This is a genomic window from Neoaquamicrobium sediminum (assembly GCF_013240295.1).
Taxonomy (GTDB): domain Bacteria; phylum Pseudomonadota; class Alphaproteobacteria; order Rhizobiales; family Rhizobiaceae; genus Aerobium; species Aerobium sediminum.
Map to the genome: position 1 here is coordinate 152468 of NZ_JABETK010000003.1, position 22541 is coordinate 175008.

25 protein-coding genes and 3 pseudogenes are annotated in these 22541 nt (G+C 62.0%); 11 read left to right on the forward strand and 17 right to left on the reverse strand.

Going from position 1 to position 22541, the window contains the following annotated elements:
* The first annotated feature begins 127 nt into the window (after positions 1-127).
* The 3 genes and pseudogenes from HK436_RS23425 to HK436_RS23435 all read left to right on the forward strand — a co-directional run bounded on the left by HK436_RS23425 (position 128) and on the right by HK436_RS23435 (position 3281).
* Complete coding sequence (locus HK436_RS23425) at positions 128-877, forward strand: GAF domain-containing protein (protein ID WP_173193971.1); 750 nt, start codon at positions 128-130, stop codon at positions 875-877.
* Positions 878-931: 54 nt separating this feature from the next.
* Complete coding sequence (locus tag HK436_RS33200; protein WP_173193973.1) at positions 932-1900, forward strand: PucR family transcriptional regulator; 969 nt, start codon at positions 932-934, stop codon at positions 1898-1900.
* A 108-nt stretch (positions 1901-2008) separates the two neighbouring features.
* Positions 2009-3281 (forward strand): annotated as a pseudogene (locus tag HK436_RS23435) (hydroxymethylglutaryl-CoA reductase, degradative).
* Between the two features lie 99 nt (positions 3282-3380).
* On the opposite strand, the gene HK436_RS23440 reads toward HK436_RS23435, so the two are convergent.
* The gene (locus HK436_RS23440) at positions 3381-4100 is read right to left on the reverse strand and encodes a helix-turn-helix transcriptional regulator (RefSeq protein WP_173193975.1); all 720 of its coding nucleotides are present in this window, start codon (positions 4098-4100) and stop codon (positions 3381-3383) included.
* 86 nt (positions 4101-4186) lie between these two features.
* Here HK436_RS23440 and HK436_RS23445 point away from each other — a divergent pair, with 86 nt between their 5' ends.
* Complete coding sequence (locus tag HK436_RS23445) at positions 4187-4582, forward strand: RidA family protein (protein WP_173193977.1); 396 nt, start codon at positions 4187-4189, stop codon at positions 4580-4582.
* 218 nt (positions 4583-4800) lie between these two features.
* On the opposite strand, the pseudogene HK436_RS33735 reads toward HK436_RS23445, so the two are convergent.
* A pseudogene (locus HK436_RS33735) lies at positions 4801-5029 on the reverse strand (helix-turn-helix domain-containing protein).
* Between the two features lie 446 nt (positions 5030-5475).
* Here HK436_RS33735 and HK436_RS23450 point away from each other — a divergent pair.
* The 3 genes from HK436_RS23450 (at position 5476) to HK436_RS23460 (ending at position 9143) form a co-directional block, all read left to right on the forward strand.
* Positions 5476-6465 (forward strand): diguanylate cyclase, encoded by a 990-nt coding sequence (locus HK436_RS23450; RefSeq protein ID WP_173193979.1) that lies wholly within the window; start codon positions 5476-5478, stop codon positions 6463-6465.
* A gap of 63 nt (positions 6466-6528) precedes the next feature.
* Entirely contained in the window at positions 6529-7368 is an 840-nt protein-coding gene (locus tag HK436_RS23455; RefSeq protein ID WP_173193981.1) for a PAS domain-containing protein, read from the forward strand.
* On the forward strand, positions 7356-9143 hold the full coding sequence (locus tag HK436_RS23460; RefSeq protein ID WP_173193983.1) for a putative bifunctional diguanylate cyclase/phosphodiesterase: 1788 nt from the start codon (positions 7356-7358) through the stop codon (positions 9141-9143). The genes HK436_RS23455 and HK436_RS23460 overlap by 13 nt, the downstream gene beginning before the upstream one ends.
* Before the next feature lie 42 nt (positions 9144-9185).
* Here HK436_RS23460 and HK436_RS23465 read toward each other — a convergent pair whose 3' ends face one another.
* From HK436_RS23465 to HK436_RS23525, 14 genes and pseudogenes are all read right to left on the reverse strand, one after another.
* Entirely contained in the window at positions 9186-9506 is a 321-nt protein-coding gene (locus tag HK436_RS23465; RefSeq protein ID WP_173193763.1) for an alanine racemase, read from the reverse strand.
* Positions 9503-10756: a D-amino acid dehydrogenase gene (locus HK436_RS23470; protein WP_173193985.1), complete on the reverse strand. Its 1254-nt coding sequence runs from the start codon at positions 10754-10756 to the stop codon at positions 9503-9505. Before HK436_RS23470 ends, HK436_RS23465 begins: the two co-directional genes overlap by 4 nt.
* A 369-nt stretch (positions 10757-11125) precedes the next feature.
* Entirely contained in the window at positions 11126-11260 is a 135-nt protein-coding gene (locus HK436_RS32510) for a hypothetical protein (RefSeq protein WP_280515807.1), read from the reverse strand.
* Complete coding sequence (gene ccoS, locus HK436_RS23475; protein WP_173193987.1) at positions 11257-11463, reverse strand: cbb3-type cytochrome oxidase assembly protein CcoS; 207 nt, start codon at positions 11461-11463, stop codon at positions 11257-11259. Before ccoS ends, HK436_RS32510 begins: the two co-directional genes overlap by 4 nt.
* A pseudogene (locus HK436_RS23480) lies at positions 11460-13711 on the reverse strand (heavy metal translocating P-type ATPase). Before HK436_RS23480 ends, ccoS begins: the two are co-directional and overlap by 4 nt.
* Before the next feature lie 3 nt (positions 13712-13714).
* Positions 13715-14533 carry a DUF2189 domain-containing protein gene (locus HK436_RS23485; protein WP_173193989.1) on the reverse strand — a complete coding sequence of 273 codons (819 nt, stop codon included), beginning with the start codon at positions 14531-14533 and terminating at the stop codon, positions 13715-13717.
* A gap of 14 nt (positions 14534-14547) precedes the next feature.
* Entirely contained in the window at positions 14548-14736 is a 189-nt protein-coding gene (locus HK436_RS23490; protein ID WP_173193991.1) for a hypothetical protein, read from the reverse strand.
* The gene (gene ccoP / locus HK436_RS23495; RefSeq protein WP_173193993.1) at positions 14733-15614 is read right to left on the reverse strand and encodes a cytochrome-c oxidase, cbb3-type subunit III; all 882 of its coding nucleotides are present in this window, start codon (positions 15612-15614) and stop codon (positions 14733-14735) included. The genes HK436_RS23490 and ccoP overlap by 4 nt, the downstream gene beginning before the upstream one ends.
* The gene (locus tag HK436_RS23500; RefSeq protein ID WP_173193995.1) at positions 15602-15775 is read right to left on the reverse strand and encodes a cbb3-type cytochrome c oxidase subunit 3; all 174 of its coding nucleotides are present in this window, start codon (positions 15773-15775) and stop codon (positions 15602-15604) included. Before HK436_RS23500 ends, ccoP begins: the two co-directional genes overlap by 13 nt.
* A 10-nt stretch (positions 15776-15785) precedes the next feature.
* A complete protein-coding gene (gene ccoO / locus HK436_RS23505) occupies positions 15786-16538 on the reverse strand; it encodes a cytochrome-c oxidase, cbb3-type subunit II (protein ID WP_173193997.1) in 753 nt (250 codons plus the stop codon).
* Between the two features lie 3 nt (positions 16539-16541).
* Positions 16542-18176 carry a cytochrome-c oxidase, cbb3-type subunit I gene (gene ccoN, locus HK436_RS23510; protein ID WP_173194530.1) on the reverse strand — a complete coding sequence of 545 codons (1635 nt, stop codon included), beginning with the start codon at positions 18174-18176 and terminating at the stop codon, positions 16542-16544.
* A 34-nt stretch (positions 18177-18210) separates the two neighbouring features.
* Positions 18211-18666 (reverse strand): Rrf2 family transcriptional regulator, encoded by a 456-nt coding sequence (locus HK436_RS23515; RefSeq protein ID WP_173193998.1) that lies wholly within the window; start codon positions 18664-18666, stop codon positions 18211-18213.
* Between the two features lie 3 nt (positions 18667-18669).
* Positions 18670-19149 carry a DUF4149 domain-containing protein gene (locus HK436_RS23520; RefSeq protein ID WP_194248637.1) on the reverse strand — a complete coding sequence of 160 codons (480 nt, stop codon included), beginning with the start codon at positions 19147-19149 and terminating at the stop codon, positions 18670-18672.
* Between the two features lies 1 nt (position 19150).
* Positions 19151-19597 (reverse strand): group III truncated hemoglobin, encoded by a 447-nt coding sequence (locus HK436_RS23525; protein WP_173194000.1) that lies wholly within the window; start codon positions 19595-19597, stop codon positions 19151-19153.
* A gap of 167 nt (positions 19598-19764) precedes the next feature.
* On the opposite strand from HK436_RS23525, the gene HK436_RS23530 reads away from it, so the two are divergent.
* The 3 genes from HK436_RS23530 to HK436_RS23540 are packed head-to-tail and all read left to right on the forward strand — an operon-like array spanning position 19765 to position 21225.
* A complete protein-coding gene (locus tag HK436_RS23530; protein WP_173194002.1) occupies positions 19765-20031 on the forward strand; it encodes a DUF1858 domain-containing protein in 267 nt (88 codons plus the stop codon).
* A gap of 1 nt (position 20032) precedes the next feature.
* Positions 20033-20302 carry a DUF6455 family protein gene (locus HK436_RS23535; protein ID WP_173194004.1) on the forward strand — a complete coding sequence of 90 codons (270 nt, stop codon included), beginning with the start codon at positions 20033-20035 and terminating at the stop codon, positions 20300-20302.
* 59 nt (positions 20303-20361) lie between these two features.
* A complete protein-coding gene (locus HK436_RS23540) occupies positions 20362-21225 on the forward strand; it encodes a DUF6544 family protein (protein WP_173194006.1) in 864 nt (287 codons plus the stop codon).
* Between the two features lie 27 nt (positions 21226-21252).
* On the opposite strand, the gene HK436_RS23545 is transcribed toward HK436_RS23540, so the two are convergent.
* Positions 21253-21951 carry a Crp/Fnr family transcriptional regulator gene (locus tag HK436_RS23545; protein ID WP_173194008.1) on the reverse strand — a complete coding sequence of 233 codons (699 nt, stop codon included), beginning with the start codon at positions 21949-21951 and terminating at the stop codon, positions 21253-21255.
* A gap of 139 nt (positions 21952-22090) precedes the next feature.
* Between HK436_RS23545 and HK436_RS23550 the strand changes: the two genes are divergently transcribed.
* The gene (locus tag HK436_RS23550; RefSeq protein ID WP_173194010.1) at positions 22091-22534 is read left to right on the forward strand and encodes a pseudoazurin; all 444 of its coding nucleotides are present in this window, start codon (positions 22091-22093) and stop codon (positions 22532-22534) included.
* The last annotated feature ends 7 nt before the right edge of the window (positions 22535-22541 follow it).

Below are 22541 nucleotides of genomic sequence, written 5' to 3' on the forward strand. Positions count from 1 at the left end.
AAGGCGTTCAGCACGATCATTACCGCCGCATCTTGAGCCTCCTCGACGCGAACGAGGCTTCCCGGAACTTGACCGACTTGGTGCGGAGATTCGGCAGCGTGTTCAGGCCGGAGATCTGCCGGCCTCCATGGCTGCGGACCTGGAGATCGCGCTGAGGCTTCAGGAGAATTTCGAAAACAAGCGCAAGCGTGAGCGCGAGCTTTCTGCCCTCTATGAAACGGCGCGCGACCTTTCCGCTCTGCGCAATACCGACCAGGTTCTGCAGGCGATCGTGCAGCGCGCCCGCCAGCTCGTCGGCAGCGACATTGCCTATCTTTCGGCAGCGGATGACGAGCGCAACGACTTCTACGTCCGGGCCACGGAAGGCGTCATTTCGCAGGACTTCGCCCGCATCCGGGTGCCACGCGAAATTGGGGTATGCGGCAGCGTCGCGCGGACGCGACGTCCATTCTATTCGAGCAGCTATTCGAGCGACGAGGCCTTTGCGCACGATCCGTCCATCGACCAGGCCACGCGCGGCGAGGGCGTCGTTTCCATTCTCGGCATTCCCCTCGAAGTCGATTCTCAGGTGATCGGCGTGCTGTTCGTCGGCGACCGCTATGTGCGTTCTTACACGCCGCAAGAAATGGCGGTGCTTTCCTCGCTTGGCACCTTCGCAGCGCTGGCAATTGAAAATGCACGCCTGTTCGAGGAGACGCGCCGGGCGCTGCAGACAGCGAAAGATGCCAATATCGCGCTCTCGACGCAGGCGGAGGAAGTCGAGCGCGGCCGCCGCGCACGAACAGCTTACCGAGCTCGTCGCGCGTGGCGGAACGCTGGACGATCTCTCGCGCCGCGTTGGAAAGCTGCTCAACGGACAGGCGGCAGTTCTCGATGAGCGGCTTAAGCCGATCAGCGGCACGTTTCCCCCGGATGCTCTGAGGAAGAGATCGTGCGCGCCGCGCGCGAGAGCGACCGGACGGGACGTTCGGTGCAAGTCCGGTGCGAGGACGGTGATATCGCCATCATCGCGGCCGCGATGGGCGGCAGTGCGCGCCTGGGCTCACTCCTGTTCAAGAGGCCCCGGCCATTCTCAGCGCCTGAGGTGCGGACCTTCGAGCGCAGCGCCATCGTCACCGGCATCGTGCTGCTATCGATCGAACGGATCGCCCAGTCGGCACACAGAAGCGCTACTGACGCGATCTCGGCGTTGGCGCGTGGCACGTCCGATCCCTTCGCCGGCGGCGCTCTGAGGCAGCAGCCGGGCGCCAGCGCCGTCACGTGGCCGCTGACGATGATGCTGGTCGACGTCGGCGAGCTGCCATTCATGCAGGTCGCCGCCCCGGCACGTGCGGCGCTGACCGGACGCGACACAATTTTCGCCGAGTTCAACGGCGACCTCGTCGTGGCGACGAGCAGCGAGCGACCGCTGGACGTGGCGGAGCGGCTTTCGGAGGAACTGCAGGCCGCCACACAGCGCCGCCTGACCATCGTGGTTTCCGAACCCGTCGCTGCGATCGGCGAAGCGCCGCTGCGCTTCGAATCGCTGCGGCGGTGTGTCGGCCTCGTTCGTGGCCTGGGCCAGCAAGGCCGTATCGTATCCGAAAGCGCGATGGCGATGTATGCGACCATCTTCGCAGGCGGTCCGAGCGACGCGGTCGGTGCCTTCGTGAGGGCAACGACTGGGCCTATCATCGAGCACGATCTGCGCAAGGGTAGTCAGCTCGCGCGCACGCTTGCTGCATATCTCGACAGCGGCAGGAGCCTCAGCAAGGCCGCCGAGCAGCTTGGCATCCATGTCAACACGATGCGGCAGCGCCTCGACCTCGTTGGACAGCTCAGCGCCGCCTGCCTCGATCCGGTGCACGGCCTTGAAACCCATCTCGCGCTGCGCCTGCACCTCATGAAGGCGGGCGGCTGACCCTGTTCCCTTTCCACGTCAAGACTGCGGCAGCCTGTATCTCATCCACATTGTTGGCAGCCGGGCCGACAAATAGGCTCCTCGTCATCTGATTGAGGAGTCCACTTCATGGTGACGAGCAGTCGTCTTCCCGGTTTCTATAAGCTGTCGCCTTCGGAGCGGCTAAACACCGTCTTGCAGGCGACAGGGCTGGAGATCGGGCAACTGGGGGCTGTCCTACCCGCGGACGACCAGATGCTCGCCATAGCTGACCGGATGATCGAGAACGTGATCGGCGCGCTATCGGTCCCGCTCGCAGTGGCCGCCAACTTCAAGATCAACGGCAAGGACTACCTCATTCCGATGGCGACCGAGGAGCCTTCGGTGGTGGCCGCTGCCAGCAACATGGCGTCAGTCGCGCGCATCCATGGCGGCTTTCACGCTTCCAGCGACCAGCCGATCATGATCTCGCAGATCCAGGTGGTCGGCGCTCCCGATCCGCATGGCGCGCGGTTGCGCCTGTACGAGCGGCGCCGTGACATCCTCGATCTTGCGAACGAACAGGATCCGTTCCTCGTCAAGCTCGGCGGCGGCGCCAAGGATATCAAGGTGCGCATCATCGAGGCGCCGGGCGTGAGCCATGTCGTGCTCCATCTCATCGTCGATGTCCGCGACGCCATGGGCGCCAACGCCGTCAATACGATGGCCGAGGCGTTGGCGCCGCTGGTCTCGGAGATTGCCGGGGGCAGGGTGCGCCTGCGCATCCTGTCGAACAAGGCCGATTTGAGGCTCGCGCGCGTCCGGGCGATCTACGACCGCGACGCACTCGGTGGTGAGGACGTGGTCAACGGCATCATCGACGCCTATGACTTCGCGGTCGCCGATCCTTACCGTGCCGCGACCCACAACAAGGGCATCATGAACGGGATCACCGCAGTGGTGCTCGCCACCGGCAACGATACTCGGGCGGTCGAGGCGGGTGCGCATTGCCACGCCGCTGCAAGCGGTCGTTATACGTCCTTGTCCCACTACGAGAAGGACACAAATGGCAATCTCGTCGGCACCTTGGAACTGCCGATGGCGGTGGGGCTCGTCGGCGGCGCCACGAAGACACATCCGGTCGCTCAGGCGAGCGTCAGGATGCTGGGCGTCGAGAGCGCAGGAACTGGCGCAGATCATAACGGCGGTCGGGCTCGCGCAGAACACGGGCGCGCTACGCGCATTGGCGGCCGAGGGCATCCAGAAGGGCCATATGTCGCTTCACGCTCGCAATGTCGCCATCGCGGCGGGCGCGGACGGCGACGAGATTGAGCATGTCGCCGCACGGTTGAAGCAGGCCGGGAATGTTCGGCTGGATATCGCGCAGAAGGTGCTGGAAGAGGTCCGCGCGGGGGCTGGGTAAGCTCACCGCACGTGATCGGGTTCCGCGTCGCCCGCGCAGGCGGGAATATGCTCGCCCAGACTATAGCGTTGGACCTTCTCCGTGCGCTCGGTGGAAGCATCATTGCGATAAGCTCCTGTAGGGGCAAACGTCTTCGTCAAAAGGCACGTGGCGTTGTCGGAACTGTTTGCCATCGATCACGGCCGGCTTACTGATGCGGTCCATTCGGAAGTGACGGAAGTCTTCTCGCAGCGGATCCCATGCCACCAGATACCATAGCGGTGGTAGGATCAGCATGGCCTGCGGTTCGACCTCGCGGGACGACTGTCGGCCTTTGGCATCGCGATAGCAGAACTTCAGATGCAGGCGTGCCAAGAAAGCGTTCTCGAAGGCGGGCAACAGATCGGAATCGATCGACCCTATGTCCGACATATCCTGAAGCGGCGAAAGTCTCCCCACGTGCAGGCAGTCCAGAAGCCGGCGCAGATCGCGCACTTTTTCCGGCCGGAGCGTCTTTTCGATCTTTGCGAGTCCCGCATCCGCGAGGCCTGAGAACGGCAGGTAGCCGACCGCGCGCGTTGCGGCCACGCTGATCAGCAGGGCAAAGACCTCCGCCACGGCGAGCCGTGCCGTTGCTTCAATTGATTGTGGATCGAGTTGCAGGCCGCCACCGCGTCCAGGTTCCGAGTGAATTAGGAACCCCTGTTCGCGCAGGGCGGCGATGTCGCGCAAAACCGTCCGCCGCGATGCACCTACCTCACGGGCAAGGGCATCGACGGTCGTCGTCTGTGAGCGGCGCAGGCTACGCACGATGGCATCGTGACGAGTTCGGATATTCATGGTGTCAGCATAGTACGAAAGGTGCCAAGCTTTGGCACCAATAAGTCCTACAGGAGTCCGTATAGACATCAACGAGGAGAACCTGCATGCAACGCACTCCGGTAAATCCGTGGGACTGGTCCCTGGGGCTGGGATACAATCAAGCCGAGATCATCGAAGGCGCAACACGCCAGGTCGTATGCGCCGGCCAGACCGCTGTCGATGCGGAAGGCAAGCCGCAGCATTTGGGTGATATGCGCGGCCAGATCGGTCTGGCGCTGGAAAATCTTGAAGCGATACTGGAGGGCGCGGGCATGGGTCTGAGCCATGTCATCAAGCTAGGCATTTATACGACAGATGTGGATGAGGCGCTGAAGAATTTCGATCTGCTGGGGATGCGGCTTTGTGCGGTGCAGAACACCCCACCGATGACCTTGGTCGGCGTCGAGCGGCTGGCCATTCCGGGCCTGCTTTTCGAGATTGACGCTACCGCCTGTGCCTGACGCGATCAAAGCCAGAGCCGCCGTTCAACCCACAAGCCGGACGGCGGCTTTGGCCGCATAGCACCTGTCCGTAGCGACCGCCGTTTCGTCTGCATGTCACCTCCCGTTCGCCGTATGGGAGCCGCGAGCAACGGTCCGGCAACGAGTGCAAATGGCTGCGCGAAGCATTGGTTGTGACAGCGTCCTCGGGCATCGACTGACTTAGAGAACACGGGATGTCATGTCTCACTCTCCCGTCGACTGAGCACCGACACGGTAAGACCGAGCGAGGACGCCACCTGCAGGGGGCGCCCGACTTGACAACTTTCCTTTCCAGCTTCCGAGCTCACGCACAAAGCGGATACCGACCCCGGTGAGCGCGGCGAGCTGCTCCTGGGAGAGTTTTTGTGCTTTTCGCTCGGTGTGGATCAGAAGACCAAGGCTTTGGGTGGCAAAGATTATCTGCATGATAATCGTCCCTACCGAAATGATTAGTTGAGGATAACACTCGGGACTGCACTAAAAGAACCAACGGGACTATTTCGAGTCAGGGCTTGCATAGAAGGCGGTTTGGATCCCGAGCCAGTCACCGCACTGACAGGTGCGTTGACGAGCGCAGTCCGCTCTCATGGGCTGGTGGTCAACTTCGTCGAGAAGACGTCTTTTCGGCCTGAATCATCCAAGTTGCAAAAGCGCGATCTTGAGGGTCTGCTTTGTCGGTGCCCGCGACTGACGGCCAAGGCGGGTCATGAGATCTCGGGCAAGATTCGGGATTGCATAGGTTACAATTAACTCAGGTGGGGCCCATCCTTGCTGCGCTGAGTCTATAGATTCCTTCGTTCTAATTTAAAAGAATCTCAACCCGGCTGCCACAAACTGCCGTACCTACCGTACCGAGATGTTTGGCGATCACCGTGGTTGAACTGACAAACAACACGCAGAGCGTCGAGACTGCCTACGTACTTATGCGTCGGACGTTGGACCTTCTGCCGGATGGTGTTCTGATTATCGGACACGATCGAAAAGTGCTCTACTTCAACGAGGCGTTCGAACGGCTGTGGCGTATCCCTCACGATGTCGCCGAGTACGGCGACATTGCCATGCTTGATCACGTTGTAAGCCAACTTGACGATCCAACGTCGTTCGTGGCTCGCGTGGAACAACTCTATGAAAGTTCCGAATTCTCCGAAGACGAACTGACCTTCAAGGATGGACGGGTCTTCAACAGGCGCAGCGTTGCGCTAGGTGACGGCGGCGGCGGCTATAGCAGAATCTGGATATTCAGCGATGTGACAGAAGCATGGAGCGCGCGGATCGACGTGTTGACCGGGTTACTGAACCGGCGCGCTTACGCCAACGAACTACCCGAATTCATGGCTTCTACCGAGTATGGCCGCACAAAGTCATTTGCACTGGTCGATGTGGATCAATTCAAGTCGTACAACGACAGCTATGGCCATGCGGCCGGAGATGCTGTCCTTGAGAGGATTGGCGAGATATTGCGTCATGCTTGTGACAGCAATACAGCCTCGGCATATCGTATCGGCGGCGAAGAATTTGCTGTCACGTGCGTATCTGATGACGACGACGCAGCAGTCTCTTTCCATCAGGCAATTTTGCAGCACATTCGACAAGAAGTCGTAAAGCACGATGGAAACCATCCCCACGGCATTGTCACCGTCTCTGTAGGTCTTGGGCTCTTCTCGGGGCCTGCAGACGCAAAGGTTGTCTTTGCGTCTGTTGATCGCGCGCTATATCGGGCGAAGAAGCTGGGCCGAAACACAATTGCGCTTGAGCCGATAGGGCATCTCTCAGGGATCGCGTCAAATCAAGCACCGGAGACGTGCAACAAATTGCAAGATCATTCTTCGCAACGCAGTATGATTTTAACCGGAACAGGTTAGCCCGAGAGGTAACTGGACCGCAGGGCTCTCACTATGTTCGCTTCCATGAGGACGAATACCGAGATGGCGCAAAAAGACCGCTTATTCGATGTCCTCACACATTCAGTGCCCGGCTTCGTTTGGCTGTCCGATCCCAACGGCAATGTTGAATTCGTTAATGATGCGTGGTGTGAATACACCGGTCTCACGCGCACCGCGTCACTGGGAAAGGGATGGGCCCAGATGGTCCACCCCGATGATGTTGCTGCTCTTGGAGCGATCTGGCCGCCACGGGCCAGTGGTCAGAATCCGGCCTATCAAATCCAACTGCGGTTCCGCCATAAGAATGGGCAGTATCGCTGGCACGTGGTGCGCGCCAATCCGGTTGCAGATAGCGGCGGACAGTGGATCGGTTGCTCGACTGATATACATGATCTAGTCGCCATGCAGACGAGAGATCGTGCTCAGGCCGAGATCCTCAACAAGGTCGCTGCCGGCGACGACGTTCTCTCTATCCTAGAAGAACTTTGTACGCTGGGCGAAGAGCAGCTGCCAGGCAGTCGTTGTACGGTTCTCCTCCTGAACGACGGTGGCACAGAATTCACCGGTGGTGCGGCCCCATTTCTTCCTGACACTGTTCATTCGTTGATACCCGGCACGAAGGTCGGAACTGGTGTCGGCTCCTGCGGCACTGCGGCTTTCGAGAAGCGCGATGTCGTTTCAGAATGTATCGAGACCGATCCTTTATGGGATGATTGGCGAGAAGCATTCACACCACTTGGCATCAAGGCTTGCTGGTCGCTGCCGGTATATGGGCCCGATGGTGATGTGCTCGCAACGTTCGGCTTCTATTTCTACGAGGAGCGTGCCCCCGGGAGGATGAGCTCAAGAACCTCGACAATCTGCGGCGCTTGGCATCCGTAGCCATCGACAAGGCGCGAACAGCGCAGGCCCTTCGGGAAAGCGAAGAACATTATCGCCACACAGTCGAGCACAACCCCCAGATCCCATGGACTGCCGATCCGCAGGGGCGGATAATGAGTTTGTCGTCACGTTGGAAGGAAGCGACCGGCTTGCCGGTGGAAAGTGCCATTGGTCATGGGTGGTTCCAGGCTCTCCATCCTGAGGACGTTGACCGCGTAAGGGGCTATTGGGCGGAAAGGCTTCAAACCGGTGAGCCGGCGGATTTGAAGTATCGCATACGCTTGGAGGACTACACCTATCGATGGGTGCGAGCTCGGGCAACACCGAGACGGGATGAGGATGGCCAGATCGTAAAATGGTACGGCGCAGTCGAAGACATCCACGATCTTGAATTGGCCACTGAACGGCTTCACAGGCAGGCTTATGTTGACGATCTAACGCGGCTTGCGAATAGGCGGTCTGTTGAAGAAGAGTTGGCGGGTTTGCTACAGGAACCCCGAACTTGCGGTCCCGTCGAACTTCTGGTCGTAGACCTCTCTGGCTTCCGGCACCTGAACGATCGCTTTGGTCATGAGACGGGGGATGCGGTCCTCCGGCTCTTTGCGATTCTTCTGCGCAAGTGCCTATCTGAAACCGATGTGATTGGGCGGATTGCGGGCGACCAATTCGTGGTGATGCTTCACGAGCCCATTGGTGAAGCTGGCTTGCAGTCGTTTGCGGTCAAGCTCGCGCGTGAACTCGAGCATCGAATGGATCGGAACACAAGAACGCGCAATGTTGGGGTCCGTATCGGTTGCGCCCGGTCGTTGGTTGGTGATCGTTGCGAAGATTTGATCCGCCGCGCAAAAATGGCACTGTACGCAGCCAAGGAAGACAGCAAACAACCAGCCAGGTTGTTCACGCCTGCTCTTCAGCGCACTATCAACGAGCGTGCCGATCAGCTCGAACTCGCCAGGCAGGCACTCAGGTCTCGCTGGTTGGTTCCCTACTACCAGCCCATGATCGATTTGAGGTCTGGCGAGGTGGCTGGCGCTGAGGCTCTGCTTCGGGTCGACCATCCCGCCGATGGGATACTCTCCCCTGCGTCTATATGGGCTGCACTTGACGCTCCCAAGCTCAGCAAGTTGATCAACGACCAAATGATGGCGCTCGTGCTTTCGGACCTACGTGAATGGGGACCATGGCCTGCCTCGGTGGGAAGCATCTCGATCAATCTTTCGGGCGAAATGCTAATGCAGGAGGGGCTAGCGCGCTCGCTGCTGCGGAAGCTTGAGCGTAAATCCGTCAAACCACACCAGCTCACTGTCGAAATTACTGAACGTGTGCTGGTGGACGAGCTCGCCCCCAAGACGCGCCAATGCCTTGAGCAGTTGCAGCGGCATGGTGTTCGTGTGTCGCTCGATGATTTCGGCACCGGCTTTGCATCACTCACGCACCTTCAGCGACTCCCGGTGAACGAAATCAAGATCGATCGGTCTTTTGTCAGCGATCTTGGGCAGAGCGGCACCGGGACGGCGATTGTAAAATCGATGATCCATCTGGCGCAAAACATGGGAATAGACGTCGTAGCAGAAGGGGTGGAGACGACTGAGCAGGCACACCTGTTGCAAGAATGGGGGTGCCGATACGCCCAAGGGTATTATTTCTCCAAGCCTTTGCCAGCGGATGAGTTTGGTGCGATTTGGTGTGCTGTTACGAAGCCCTACCGCGGAACATTCCAGCAAAAGCGCCCCCTTCCGACGCGAAGTGATGGTGTTGCAGTTTCTCATAGCTAGCCGTCAGCTCGGCAAGCGAACAGGAGGCGTCGAGGTCGTGCCTCATATGACGGGCACGCAGAGATGAATCCCTACGGTCTGGCTGGTTGCGCCCCTTGCCGCCGTTGGCGCAGCGATGCGCACCACCTCAGGATGCATCCCCGCCACGGCCAGCGAGACGTGGCGATCGCTGGCGCAGGTCAGCAGACCGTCTCTGGCCGCCGTGCTTCCGGACCATTTCTCGGCAGCGGGATAGGCGTCCACCTTCACCACGGCGGCACATTCGGCTGGCTTCGCCAGTTTCGACAGCAGCCGCCAGTTGGAAACGATCGCCTCAAGATCGATCGTAAGGATTGCGCCTGCTCGCATTCCCTTCGCGCTCATGCGCGGTACCGTCCGGGATTGAGGTCCGATAGGTCGATATCGGGAACCCTGTCCGAGATGAGGTCCGCGAGAACGCGTCCCGAGCCGCACGCCATCGTCCAACCGAGGGTTCCATGTCCGGTGTTGACGTAGAGCCCGGGGATGGACGTAGCGCCGATGATCGGCGGGCCGTCTGGAGTCATTGGTCTCAACCCACACCAGAAAGATGCGGCAGCAGCGTCGCCCGCCCCGGGGAACAGGTCGGTAACCGAATGCTCGAGGGGCCCGCGGCGGGAACGCGGCAAGGATAGATCGAACCCAGATATCTCGGCAGTACCCCCAACGCGGATGCGGTCTCCCAGGCGGGTGATAGCGATCTTGAAGGTCTCGTCCATCACAGTCGATACAGGCGCGGCAGCAGCATCAGTCACGGGCATTGTCAGCGAGTAGCCTTTCACCGGATAGACAGGAACATGCACGCCGACGGGCGCGAGCAGTCGGGAAGAATAGCTTCCCGCAGCGACGACGACGGCGTCCGCCGTAAGCAGCCCGCCGGCTGTCTGGACGCCCGTGACCCTGCCGCCTTCGTGGACAAGTCCCTGGACCGAGACGCCAAAACGAAAATCGACCGCGGCGGAGGCGAGAGCGGCCAGCTTCTCGGTAAAGACGCGGCAATCTCCGGTCTCGTCGCCGGGAAGCCGCAGGCCCCCAACGAACTTCTCCGTCACCCGCGCGAGCGCCGGTTCCGCAGCGACACAGCCCGATGGGGCAAGGACAGTGAAATCAACCCCGAACTGCTTGAGGACCTCGACGTCGCCGACGATTCCGTCGAGTTGCTTCTGGGTGCGGAACAGCTGCAGAGTACCCTGCGATCGCTCGTCGTATTCGATGGCGGTCGTAGCCCTCAACTCGCGAAGGCAGTCACGGCTGTACTCCGCGATCGGCACCATGCGCGCCTTGTTCACGGCGTAGCGCCGCGACGTGCAGTTGGCGAGCATCTGCAAAACCCACGACCACATCGCCGGATCGAACCGTGGACGGATGGCGAGAGGGCCGTGCTTCATCAGGAGCCATTTGATCGCCTTTAGGGGCACTCCGGGACCCGCCCACGGTGAGGAATAGCCAGGCGACACCTCACCAGCATTGGCGTAGCTGGTTTCCAGTGCGGGACCGGGCTGTCGGTCGAGGACGGCGACTTCGTGTCCGGCGCGCGCCAGATACCACGCAGAGGTCACGCCGATGACCCCGCTGCCTACGATGAGAACCCTCATGTCCGCCTCCTGCGGACGGCGAGTTTGGAAGCCGCGCACATGCGGCTGGGGCATCTGTCGATCATCATGCATCTCCACCGGGCCAGAGGGGCGGACCCGGAAATCAGAACTGAATTTTTGACTTGGTTGGATTTCCGGCCCCCGGTCGACGGCCTTGCGGCCGCGCCAGGGCTAGATGCATGCGATAAGGCTGCCCGCGTGGTTCATGAACCGGATGCGGGTCCGCGATGATGTCCTGTCCATTCGAGAAGTGGGCACGGCACGAACTCAAGCGTTTCCAAGTCCCACAATAGCGCCGACTACGCTTCATGCAATGACCAGCTCGACGATTCCGGGCATCCAGAGGCAGCTGTGCGTGTTGCTGCTCTCTCAGAACAGCAGAGCGAGCACAGCCATCGACGCGACTGCCAGAGCGATCATGCTGGGTACCATCACGGCTACGCCCGAACCGAATGCGAGCGCCGCAACCCAGTCGAACTTCCTGTCGGTATGCTCGCGCATCATTCGCTCCCTGTTTCCGCAACGTTGGTGCGCTCACGATCGTTCCGATCCCGTAGCGGTGCGTCGTCTATCTCGTGCAGCAAAACTCGCTCGGCCGCGCCGTCCAGGTCTTCCAGCTGCCCACTCCTCATTGACCACAGGAAGGCGATCAGGCCAACAAGCCCCATGCCCAGCGCAAGCGGGACCAGCCACGACAACAGGCTCATGTCGCCTCCGAAAGCCGAAGCGACTTCCAGGCGGTCCCGTCGCGTGATGGCGCTCCGCCTCGGCCTGCAAGGCGCAGTGCGTTGGCGACGACCAGAACCGACGAAGTCGACATTGCCACCGCGGCAACAAGGGGGTCACGTATCCTGCGAGCGCAAGCGGCAGTGCCATCGCATTATAGGCGATCGAGAGCCCGATATTCTGCGTAACAAGCCGCTTCGCCTGGCGCGCGACCACGATCGCCTCCGGCACGCTGTTGAGACTGGAGCCAAGGAAGACCAGATCGGCTGCGTTCCGGCCGACATCGGCTGCCGACGAGGGGGCCATCGAAACGTGGGCCGCGCCGAGAGCGGGGGCATCGTTGAGCCCGTCGCCGACCATGAGGATCTTGCGGCCATGAGATGCGAGGGCTTCGAGGCGAGCGACCTTGTCGCGGGGAAGCATGCGTCCCTTCGCCTGATCGATCCCCACGGTACTTGCCGCCTCGGCGACCGCCTCCTCTTCGTCGCCCGACAGGATTTCTGCAGATAGTCCGAGCCGACGCAGCTGCCTCACCGCTTCGCAGGCGCTGGGCCGCAGCGTGTCGGCGATCTCGAAGCCGCCCAGCACGCGACCGTCGACGGAGAGCCAGGACGCGGCAGGAACTCGGCTGGCAGCTGAAGCACCAACCCAGTCCTGGCGGCCAAGCCTGTAGGTTCGGCCCGCTATCCTGCCTTCGATGCCGTTTCCTGGCGTCTCGCGCACGTCCTCGACGATCAGCGAAGGCGCGGGCGCAAGCGCGGCCACTGCCCGCGAGGCAGGATGCCGCGACATTCGGGCAAGCGCGGCGGCGGCCCCCAGTTCGCGCTCGGGCACGGTGAATGACATCACCCGGGCCATTCCCTCCGTCAGCGTGCCGGTCTTGTCTAGGACGACGTGGTCGACCTCCGCCAACCGTTCCAGCGCAGCCCCGTCCTTGAGCGTCAATCCGAACGAGAACAGCCGCCGCGCTGCGACCGCCTGGACCATCGGAACTGCGAGCCCCAAAGCACACGGGCACGTTATGATCAGGACGGCGATGGCGACCGTTAGCGACCTGTGCATGTCCCCGGTGGCCCAGAGCCATGCAAGGAAGGCCGTAAAGGCGACGCCATGGACGACAGGGGAGTAGAGCGAGGCGGCCCGGTCGGCGATGCGGCGGTAGCGCGCCCTGCCGCCTTCGGCCGCCTCCATCAGCCGCACCATGTCGGAGAGGAACGAATCCTTCTGCTGACGGTCCACGGTTACGGTCAGCGGCCCGTCGAGGTTGAGCGAACCCGACAGGATCTGCGATCCCGGACCGACCTGCTCAGCGGCGGACTCGCCGGTCACGACCGACAGGTCCAGCGAAGCGGTGCCCGACACGACGGTTCCGTCGACGGGCACCCGTTCGCCGGCAAGAACGAGAACTGTTTCCCCGGCTCCGATCGCCGAGGTCTCACGATACTCGCGGCCGCCGTCCGGCGCGACCACCGTCGCCCCGCGCGGCATCATCCTGGCGAGCGACCTGACCGCGTCGCGGGCACGTCCGCGCATCGCCCGGTCGACGGTCCGTCCGGCCAGCAGAAAAAACAGTAGCGAGGTCAACGCGTCGAAATAGGCGTGCGGGCCTCCCGCCACGGTATCGTAGAGGCTCATGAAAAATGCGAGCAGGACGCCGACGCTGATTGGCACGTCCATGTTAGTGCGTCCGACGCGCAACGCGCCCCAGGCAGACAGAAAGAAGATGCGTCCCGAATAGATCAGCGCGGGAAGAGCCAGCGCGGCGGAGATTACATGGAAGGCTTGCCGCGTCTCGTTGCCAGCACCTGACCAGACCGAGACAGAGAGCAGCATGATGTTCATTGCCGCGAAGCCCGCCACGGCAGTAGCCCGCAGGAGCCGCGCCATCTCGGGATCGGCGGAACTGTCTGCAGCCTCCGTCAGGCTGGCGGCGTATCCCGCGCCCCGCAGCACGTCGACAAGCGGAGGTACGCCGGTTTCTCGCCGCCATTTCACGGCGACGCGTCTGGCGGACAGGTTGACCCGTGCAGAAACGACGCCCTCCAGTCTCGCGAGCGTTCCTTCGATGGTCCGGATGCATCCGGCGCAGTGCGCAGCCGGAACCGACAGGTCGGTTTGCAACGTGCCGTCACCGAGGTCACGACTGGCGAGAAGGATCTCGCGGTCATCGAGAAGGCGGCCAGGTCCGATTTCGAGGGCCGCTTCGGTTCCGGGCGCGCAGCAGCTCAAGGCTCATTCCTCCGGGCGCGCGACGGCCTTGTAGGCATGCCATGTAGCGTGCCCGAGAAGCGGGAAGATGACGATCATGCCGACCAGTCCCGTCGCCACGCAGACGGCAAAGAGCCCTAGGACCATGGCTCCCCAGGCGATCATCGTAGGCAGGTTGTTCCAGACGAGCTTCACGCTCGTGCCCATGGCGGTGAGCGCGTCGACGCGGCGATCAAGCAGCATGGGAACGGCAAAGACGCTGACCGAGTAGGCGAATGCGGCAAACAGGCCGCCTATGGCCGTGCCGATGACGACCATCGCCCAGCCGGAGGGCGTGCCAAGGAGGATACCGATGACATGGTCGAGGCCCGGGAAGGCGGTGACCCCGAAGAACAGCGACCAGAGCAGGACGGCGGCGCGCGTCCACAGCAGCATCAAAAGGCTGAGCAGGAGCCCGGTGAAGAACACCTGGGCTCCAGCCCTTGGCCTGACGCGCAGCATCGATCCGAGTGTGATTGGCCTGCCTTCCCCGATTGCGCGGCTCTTCTCGTAGAGCCCAATGGCAAGGAAGGGGGCGACGATCAGGAAACCCGCCAGCGCCGGGAACAGGATGTAATCCCTGCCGAAGCCGACGAGCGTCCAGACGAAGAGCACGGACAGCACGAAGACGCCCAGGCCGTATGCGAGGCTCGACGAGGCGCCGTTCCAGAAATCACGCCACCCAGCGGCAAGCCAGCGCTGGCCCTCGAGCAGTGGCAGGTCGCGCTGAAGGGCTGGGTCGCGGGTCTCGCCGATGCCAGACGTCTCGCTGAGCAGCCAGTATCCCTTGTCGGCTTCGCCCATGATTTCCTCCTCCCTCAGCAGGCCGACTTGGCGGCGCGGTAGCCACCATCGCCGTCGGCGGACTTCAGATGTTCGACACATTCCGGCTGCGACTGGAACGCGACGTAGACGAGGTGCGCGTTCGCGCCAGCGAAGAGCAGAAGGCCCGCCGGGACAAGGACCCATGGCAGCCATCCGCCGGGGAGCCGCGCGCGTCCCCTCATGGCTGCGCCGTCCCGAGATCGTGGACGTAGACTGCCAGCGTCCTGATCTCAGCCTTGCTCAGCCGCTCGTCCCAGGTCGGCATGTGACCCTGACGGCCGCCATGCACGGATGCGATGATCGTATCGAGATCGCCGCCATAGACCCAGTAGGCATCGGTCAGGTTCGGCGCGCCGACTTCCACGTCTCCCTGCGCGCTGTCGCCGTGACAGGCGGCGCAGGTGGTGGCGAAGACCTCGCGGCCGGTGTTGATGCGATCGAGGTTCTCCGGTGTGGAATAGTCGGGGTGCGTCAACGAATAGACATAGGCGGCGACGCTGCGGACCTGTTCGCGGTCGAGCATCTCGTCGCGGCCAAAGGCAGGCATCTGGGCGACCCGGCTTTCTGGATGCGCGGTGTTGATGCCGACGCGCATCGTCTGCTCGATCAGCTCCGGGCCGCCACCCCACAGCCAGTCATCGTCCGTCAGGTCGGGATAGTTGGCGCGGCCCCTGCCGTCGCGACCGTGGCACGCAGCGCAGTTGTCGCCGAACAGCTGCCGCCCGGTGTCGCGCACGGTCCGCATCAACGCCTCGTCGGCGAGGATCGTGTCATAGGGTTCGTTTTCCAGCCGCGTCGTCCAGACAGAGCGCTGCTGCTGGCCGTCGAGGACCCGCGCCTCGACAGTCGTCTGTTGGTCGATACCGAGCAGGCCCTTCGTATAGGTTACGCCAAGTGGCCAGGCAGGCACCATGAACCACCAGAAGATCGCCCACACGTGGGTGACGATCAGGAACATTAGCACCCCGCGAGGAACAGGCGTATCCAGTTCCTTGATGCCGTTCCACTCGTGGCCCGTCGTCTCGCGTCCAGTGACGGGGTCGCGTTCTACTTCCGCCATGGCGTGTCGTCCCGTTCGAGGATGCTGTGCTTGGCCCGGTCGAACCGCTTCCTGTTCTTCGGCCAGAAGGCGTAGACGCAGGCGGCCAGAAAAAACGCCATCATGTAGAATAGGCCCCAGCTCTTGGAGAAGGCGACCAGCGTTTCGTAAGAGAAGTCCATGTCTGCCTCCTTAGTCTTCCGGATCCGATGGCTGCTCGGTGGCCGCGGTATCCGTGTAGGCGGCGTTGGTCAGGCGGCCCAGCACCTGAAGGTAGGCCACGAGGGCATCCATCTCCGTGACCTGCGTGGCGACGCCGTCGAAGGCGCTGACGGTGGTTTCTTGGCCGTAGCGCTCGGTCACGCCGGAAGCGAATTCGGTGTCCGGGGTGGCCTGGCCGTAGGCGTCGCGCGCGGCGTTCTCCACCATCTCGTCGGTGTAGGGCACGCCCAATGATTGCTGCGCCGCCAGATGCTTGGGCAGGTCTTTCATCCTGAGCGGCGTGCGTGCCAGCCAGCGATAGGCGGGCATGTTGGATTCCGGAACGACGTCCCGCGGATTGTTGAGGTGCGCAACGTGCCAGAAGTCCGAATACTTGCCGCCGACGCGGGCAAGGTCCGGACCGGTCCGTTTCGAGCCCCACAGCATCGGGCGGTCGTACTGCGACTCCACCGCCAGCGAATACGGGCCGTAGCGCTCCACCTCGTCGCGCAGCGTCCTGATCATCTGGCTGTGGCAGGCATAGCAACCCTCGCGGACGTAGATGTTGCGCCCGGCCAGTTCGAGCGGCGTGTACATCCGCATGTCGGGGGCTTCCTCGACGGTCTCGTCGATTGTGAACAGCGGCGCAATCTCGACGATGCCGCCGACGCTGGCTGCTGCAATGATCGCGAGAACGAAGCCGATGGCCGAGCGCTCGAGCTTGCGATGGAAGAGTTCAGGCATCAATCATTCTCCCGGAACGGCCGCTGGCTGGACAGGCGCATCGGAGCGGGTGGCGGCGAGCGGGGCCGCCCTGACCGTCATCCAGATGTTGTAGCAGCCGATGATCGTGCCAATGAGGAACAAAAGGCCTCCGAAGGCGCGGGCGATGTAGTAGGGATACATGGCGACCAGGCTGTCGACGAACGAATAGGCAAGTGCGCCTTCCTCCGTGTACGTCCTCCACATCAGCCCCTGGATGATGCCCGAATTCCACATCGCGAAGACGTAGATCAGGGTTCCCGCGATCGCGAGCCAGAAATGGACCTCGACGAGCGCGGCCGAGTACATGCGCTCGCGTTTCCAAAGGCTCGGCACCAGTGTGTAGAGCGAGCCGAAGGTGATGAGCGCTACCCAGCCGAGCGCCCCTGCGTGGACGTGACCGACGGTCCAGTCGGTGTAGTGGCTGAGCGAGTTGACCGGGCGGATCGCCATGAACGAGCCCTCGAAGGTCGAAAGCCCGTAGAATACGGCCGCTGCCATCATGAAGCGCAACGTCGCATCGTCCCGCACCCGGTGCCAGGCGCCGTTGAGGGTCAACAGCGCGTTACCCGCCGACGCCCATGACGGCACGAGCAGCATGACCGAGAAGGTCATTCCGAGCGTCTGTACCCAGTGGGGCAGGGCGGTGTAGTGCAGATGATGCGAGCCGGCCCACATATAGAAGAAGGTGATGCCCCAGAAGCTGAGGATCGAAAGCCGATAGGAAAAGATCGGGCGCTGTGCCCGCACGGGCAGGTAGTAGTACAACATCCCCAGGAAGCCTGCCGTCAGGAAGAAGGCGACCGCGTTGTGCCCGTACCACCACTGCACCATCGCGTCCTGCACGCCCGGCCAGATCGTGTAGCTCTTGGCGTGCCCCCAGGAGATCGGGACCGCCAGATTGTTGACGATATGGAGGATGGCCACGACCAGGATGAAGGCCATGAAGTACCAGTTGGCGACGTAGATGTGCGGTTCCTTCCGCCGTGCGATCGTCGCAATGTAGAGGACGAAGTAGGTCACCCACACGATCACCAGCCACAAGTCGGCGTACCACTCGGCCTCGGCATATTCCTTCGATTGGGTCACGCCGAGGAGGTAGCCGGAAACGGCGAGCAAACAGAACAGGTTGAAGCCTAGCAGCACGAACCACGGGCTGACCTGTCCCGCTAGCCTCGCACGCGATGTCCTCTGGACAACGTGGAATGAGGTCGCGATCAGCGCATTGCCGCCGAAGCCGAATATCACGCCGCTGGTGTGGGCCGGACGAAGCCGACCGAAGGAAGACCATGCGGCGTCGAAGGCCAGTTCGGGCCAGGCCAACTGGGCAGCAACCCACACACCCATGAACATGCCGAACACGGCCCAGGCCATCGAAAGCACGATGCCGACCTTGATCGGATCGTCGTAGTAGGATGCGGCCCGGTCCTCGTTTGGCTCGGGGCCATAGAAGGAAGAAAGAACCAGATAGAGCAGCGCGCCCGCGAACACCATGATAATCACGCCATGAACGCCCAGAGTGTCATTCCGGCCTAGTATGGCGAGTGCGGCTCCAGCAACAGCAAGGGTGAGAAGGATAATGGCTGCGTTCTGCCGCTCGCTGGACGTGAGCTGTTCGATCATGTTGCCTCCATGCTGTACTGGATAACCTGCCTCATGCGGCCCTGGGTGCGGTTGAGGGTGTTTCCAACAACGCTTCGAGCAATGTTCGATTTGCGACGATATCCGCCAGAGTATAAGCATCGAACACCGCGAGGAAAGCTTCAACGGCCTTGCCGACAATGCCCTTCAACCTGCACGCCGGCGATATGACGCACGTCCCGCCATCCGACCGCTGACATTCCACCATCGCGAATCCGTCCTCGGTTCCGCGCACGACATCACCGAGGTTAATGTCCTCTGGCAGCTGGGCAAGGGCGATGCCTCCTAACCGGCCTCGGGTCGTTCTGACATAGCCAAGGCGGCCGAGATTCAGCGCGACCTTCAGAAGGTGATTACGTGAGAGACCGTACGCATCGGCGATATCGGACACAGTCGTGGATCGCCCTTCGCGCAATGCGAGGAAGATCAGCATGCGCAGTGAGTAATCGGTGTAGAGGGTCAGTTTCATCGCTTATTCCACGCTCGTCTGGGGCTTGTCCCGCCAACCTAGCCTGAATAGTGCCACCAATGCGACCGCAGCCAGGGCCGTTGCCTTGCTCGCTTCCAGCGTCGCGTAGAGCAGATGATGGGCAGAGGGCGGCATCGGCTGGCCAGAAAGAACTGCATCGACACGTGCGTCGAGAGCAGGCAGCAGCCAAAGCGCCTGTGTCAGAACGATTAGAACGGCCGCAAAAGACAGCACCACCTCCGCACGTGGTGCTCTTGGAATGAAAGTGGCTATGACGAGGAACGCAGATAGACCCCATTCCACCTTTGAAAACGCAGCAAAGGTCACTTGTCCCACTTCAAGTGCACTGGGGAGCGCCAGTGAAGGAGCCTGAAACTTAATAGGCGTCGCAAGGAACGAAACGCCAATGAGCATGCCCAACCAGGCTGTTGCCACAAAGGCGGTCACGGCGTCGGGAAAGGGTTCGGTGGAGCGAACGGGCATCCTAGCTCTCCGCGGGTGACAGGCCGGGAGCCGAAAGTCGGTAGAACATTGCAAGTTTGAGGCTCTGGGCGATGCGCTCGGCGCGCTCGACAAAGACGGCAGCGACCGCCGGCTCGCAGAGTTCTGTTGCCGTCTGTCTGAAAATGCCTAGCCAGATATCGAAGTCCTCCTCCCGCACCTGTTTCAGCTTGAGATGAGCTGGCACCGGTCTGCCGCTGTAAGCGCCGTTCTTCAGGATCACCGAGCACCAGAAGTCGGTCATTTTCTCCAGGTGGGGTTCCCAGTCGCCGTCGATTTCCGAAGCGAATATCGGGCCCAGGCGGCTATCGGCGCGCACGCGGGAATAGAAGTCCCTGACAAGCGCGCCGATGAACGCGCGGTCCATGAGGGGATGCACGAGCGGCTGCTCGGGCTGCGGTCGGATGGCATCTCTTGCGGCAGGAATCATGGCGGTCACCAAAAAGTGGCATCTCTTTAGCCACTTTTACGAGCCAGCTCCTCCGATCGCAAGTGCGCTGATGTCGCGGCTGGCGCGAAACGCTGCGTACCGTCGATTTGTTTGCGCCGGCGCAAAGTTCGGACGCCACCGAGGTGGTCATATGGTGTTCTTTGGAGATGCTGGACGTGAAACCACCACTGACGATCGACCCGGACATGACGGTCGATGAGATCATGCGACGATGGCCTGCCACGATCCGGGTGTTCATTCGACACCGGATGCTGTGCATCGGCTGCCCGATCGGCGTGTTCCACAATTTGACGGACGCGTGTGACGCACACCGCCTCGATGAGGAGACAGTCTCGCGCGAGCTTCTGGCAGCCATGACGAACGACGACCTGGTGAGCGGGCCGTCGGTGTTCGAAACAACCGGAGCGAGGTGAGATGATGAACATCATGGGACGGGTACAAGCAAGGCTGGATCAGTCCGGCGAGATCATGGCGCGGGGCCGCGTCAATATGGCCGAGGGCGGCTTCGCTGCGGAAAACGACATGCGGAACGCGATCTGGCGCTGCGTTCTTTGCCGTCACGGCGACGATTGCCGCGACTGGCTGGCTGCGGGACGAACTGACATTCCCGACTTCTGTCCCAACCGGGGCATCTATGCGAAATATGCCAGCGCGGGCGGCACCCACGCGGCGTCGGTTGCTTGACCCCCATCTGATGCGACGGCGCTTCGTCGGAGGCCTCTGCGGGAAAGAAAGGCAGGCCGATGGTCATCCTGGCAGGAATCGTCCGGTGGGCGTTGGCAGTCGTGATCGCCGCGGTCGTGGCGCTGACGGTGCTGCGCATGTCCGATCAGCGGAACGCTAATACCCTGTGGAAGTCGCTCTGGTCCGATTCGGTGCAGGATGTGGCGGAGTTCGATCGCTCCATGGTCGACGCGCTGCCAGAGCCCGCCCGTCGCTATTTTCTCTATACGATCGGAGGGGGCGTGCCGCTTCGGACCGTCGCGGAAATCGAGATGGAAGGGGAGATCGGCCTTGGCGACAGATCCGACCCTCGCTATCTCGCCATGAGGGGCCATCAGGTCATCGCGCCCCCGCGCGGATTTGTGTGGAAGGTGGACGCGGGATTGGGGTTGATGTCCTTGTCAGGGTCGGATGGTTTCGACAGATCGCGGTCGTGGGTCCGGTTTTGGCTCCTGCAGTCGATTCCGGTTGTTCGGGAAGGAGGCAATCCGGACCACGCCAGGTCGGCGTTCGGACGCGTCGTCGCTGAATCGGTCTTCTTCGCGCCCGCCGCACTGCTGCCTGGCAAAGGAGTCGAGTGGGAAGCCGTCAGCCCGGACACAGCGCGCGCCACAGTCAGCTATCGCGACATGGTCCAGTCGGTCGACGTTTCGGTCGACGAGGAAGGACGGCCCCACACGGTCGTCATTCCGCGGTGGAGCAACGCCAACCCCCAAAGGGAATACCGGATTCAGCCATTCGGGGGCAGGCTCTCCGAGTTCCGCTCCTTTGATGGTTATATGCTGCCGACGCGGATCGAAGGGGGAAACTTCATCGGCACGCCGGACTACTTCCCGTTCTATCGAGCCCGTGTTCTCAGCATCAGGTTCATCGAAGAGCCCTGACTGCCAAACACGGACGGCGCCCGAGGCCTATTTCCTGCGACGGTTCTCCGCCACGACCATGAGGCCGTGCGGATTTGTCACGACGACCCGCTGGCGCCCGCCCTTCACGAGGCCTTCGTCTTCCCAGGCGCTGAGCAACCTGCTCACCGTGTGAAGCGTCGTTCCCGTCATCTCGGCAATGTCCTGCCTCGTGATCGGAAAGTCGACTTCGATGCCTTGTTCGGTCTTCCTGCCTGACTGGCTGACGATCCGCAGCAGGGCATGCGCGATCCGCTGCTCCACCTGCTGCGTCGACATCTCCATGACCTGCGCCTGCGTGTCCTGCAGCCGCGAGCCGATTGTCTGGTATGCGCTCGCAGCGAAGGAGGGGACGCGGGCCTGAAGATCAGGCCACGCGGCGTTGGGCCAGGTGAGAACGACGCAGTCGACCGCGGCAACTGCGGACGCTGGATAAGTGCTCCGTCCCATCGCCACGGCGATCCCGAAGAGTTCGCCTTCGTTGATGTAGCGCGCGATCACCTGATGGCCTTCGGGCGAGGTCCGCACGACCCTGATGTGGCCCGCCAGCAGCAGGAAGAAGGAAGCTGCTTCCCCGCCCTGAGAAAAGACTTCGGAATCCTTGGGAAAGCGCGACGACCGCGCCCGGGCCAGCACGGCGTCGAGTCCGGGACCGTCGAGATCCGCGAACGCGGGTAGTCCGGCGATAAGGCTCCTGTCCAACGTCATCCTGATTCCAGCGGTCTCCGGCACTGCTTCCGATACGGTTTCTAGCTGCTGTTTGCTCTGGCGCAAACAGCATATCGCCTCGGGAAGGTATCACGAATGCAACGGCGATCGCAGCCGGGCACCAAGAAAGGACAGAAAAATGAAACGGATCATAGCAGCCCTGGCGCTCGGCGCCGCAGTCATCGCAGCAGGAGCGGCCGGAGCTGCCGAGTTCGAGGTCATGATGTTGAACAAGGGCGAGAAGGGCAACATGGTGTTCGAGCCCGACTTCATCAAGGCGGCTCCGGGGGACACGATCCGCTTCGTGCCGACTGACAAGGGCCATAACGTCGAGACGATCAAGGGAATGCTACCCGAGGGCGCAGAGGCCTTCAAAAGCAAGTTCAACGAGACTTTCGAGATCACGCTGGCGGCGGAAGGGGTCTATGGCGTGAAGTGCGCACCGCACTACGCGATGGGCATGGTGGCCCTCATCGAAGTGGGCCAGCCCGTCAACGTCGAGGATGCCAAGGCCGTGAAGCAGGCGGGCAAGGCAAAGACCGTGTTCGCCGAGCTGTTCGGCCAGGTGGTCGCGGCAAAGTAGCCGTGAA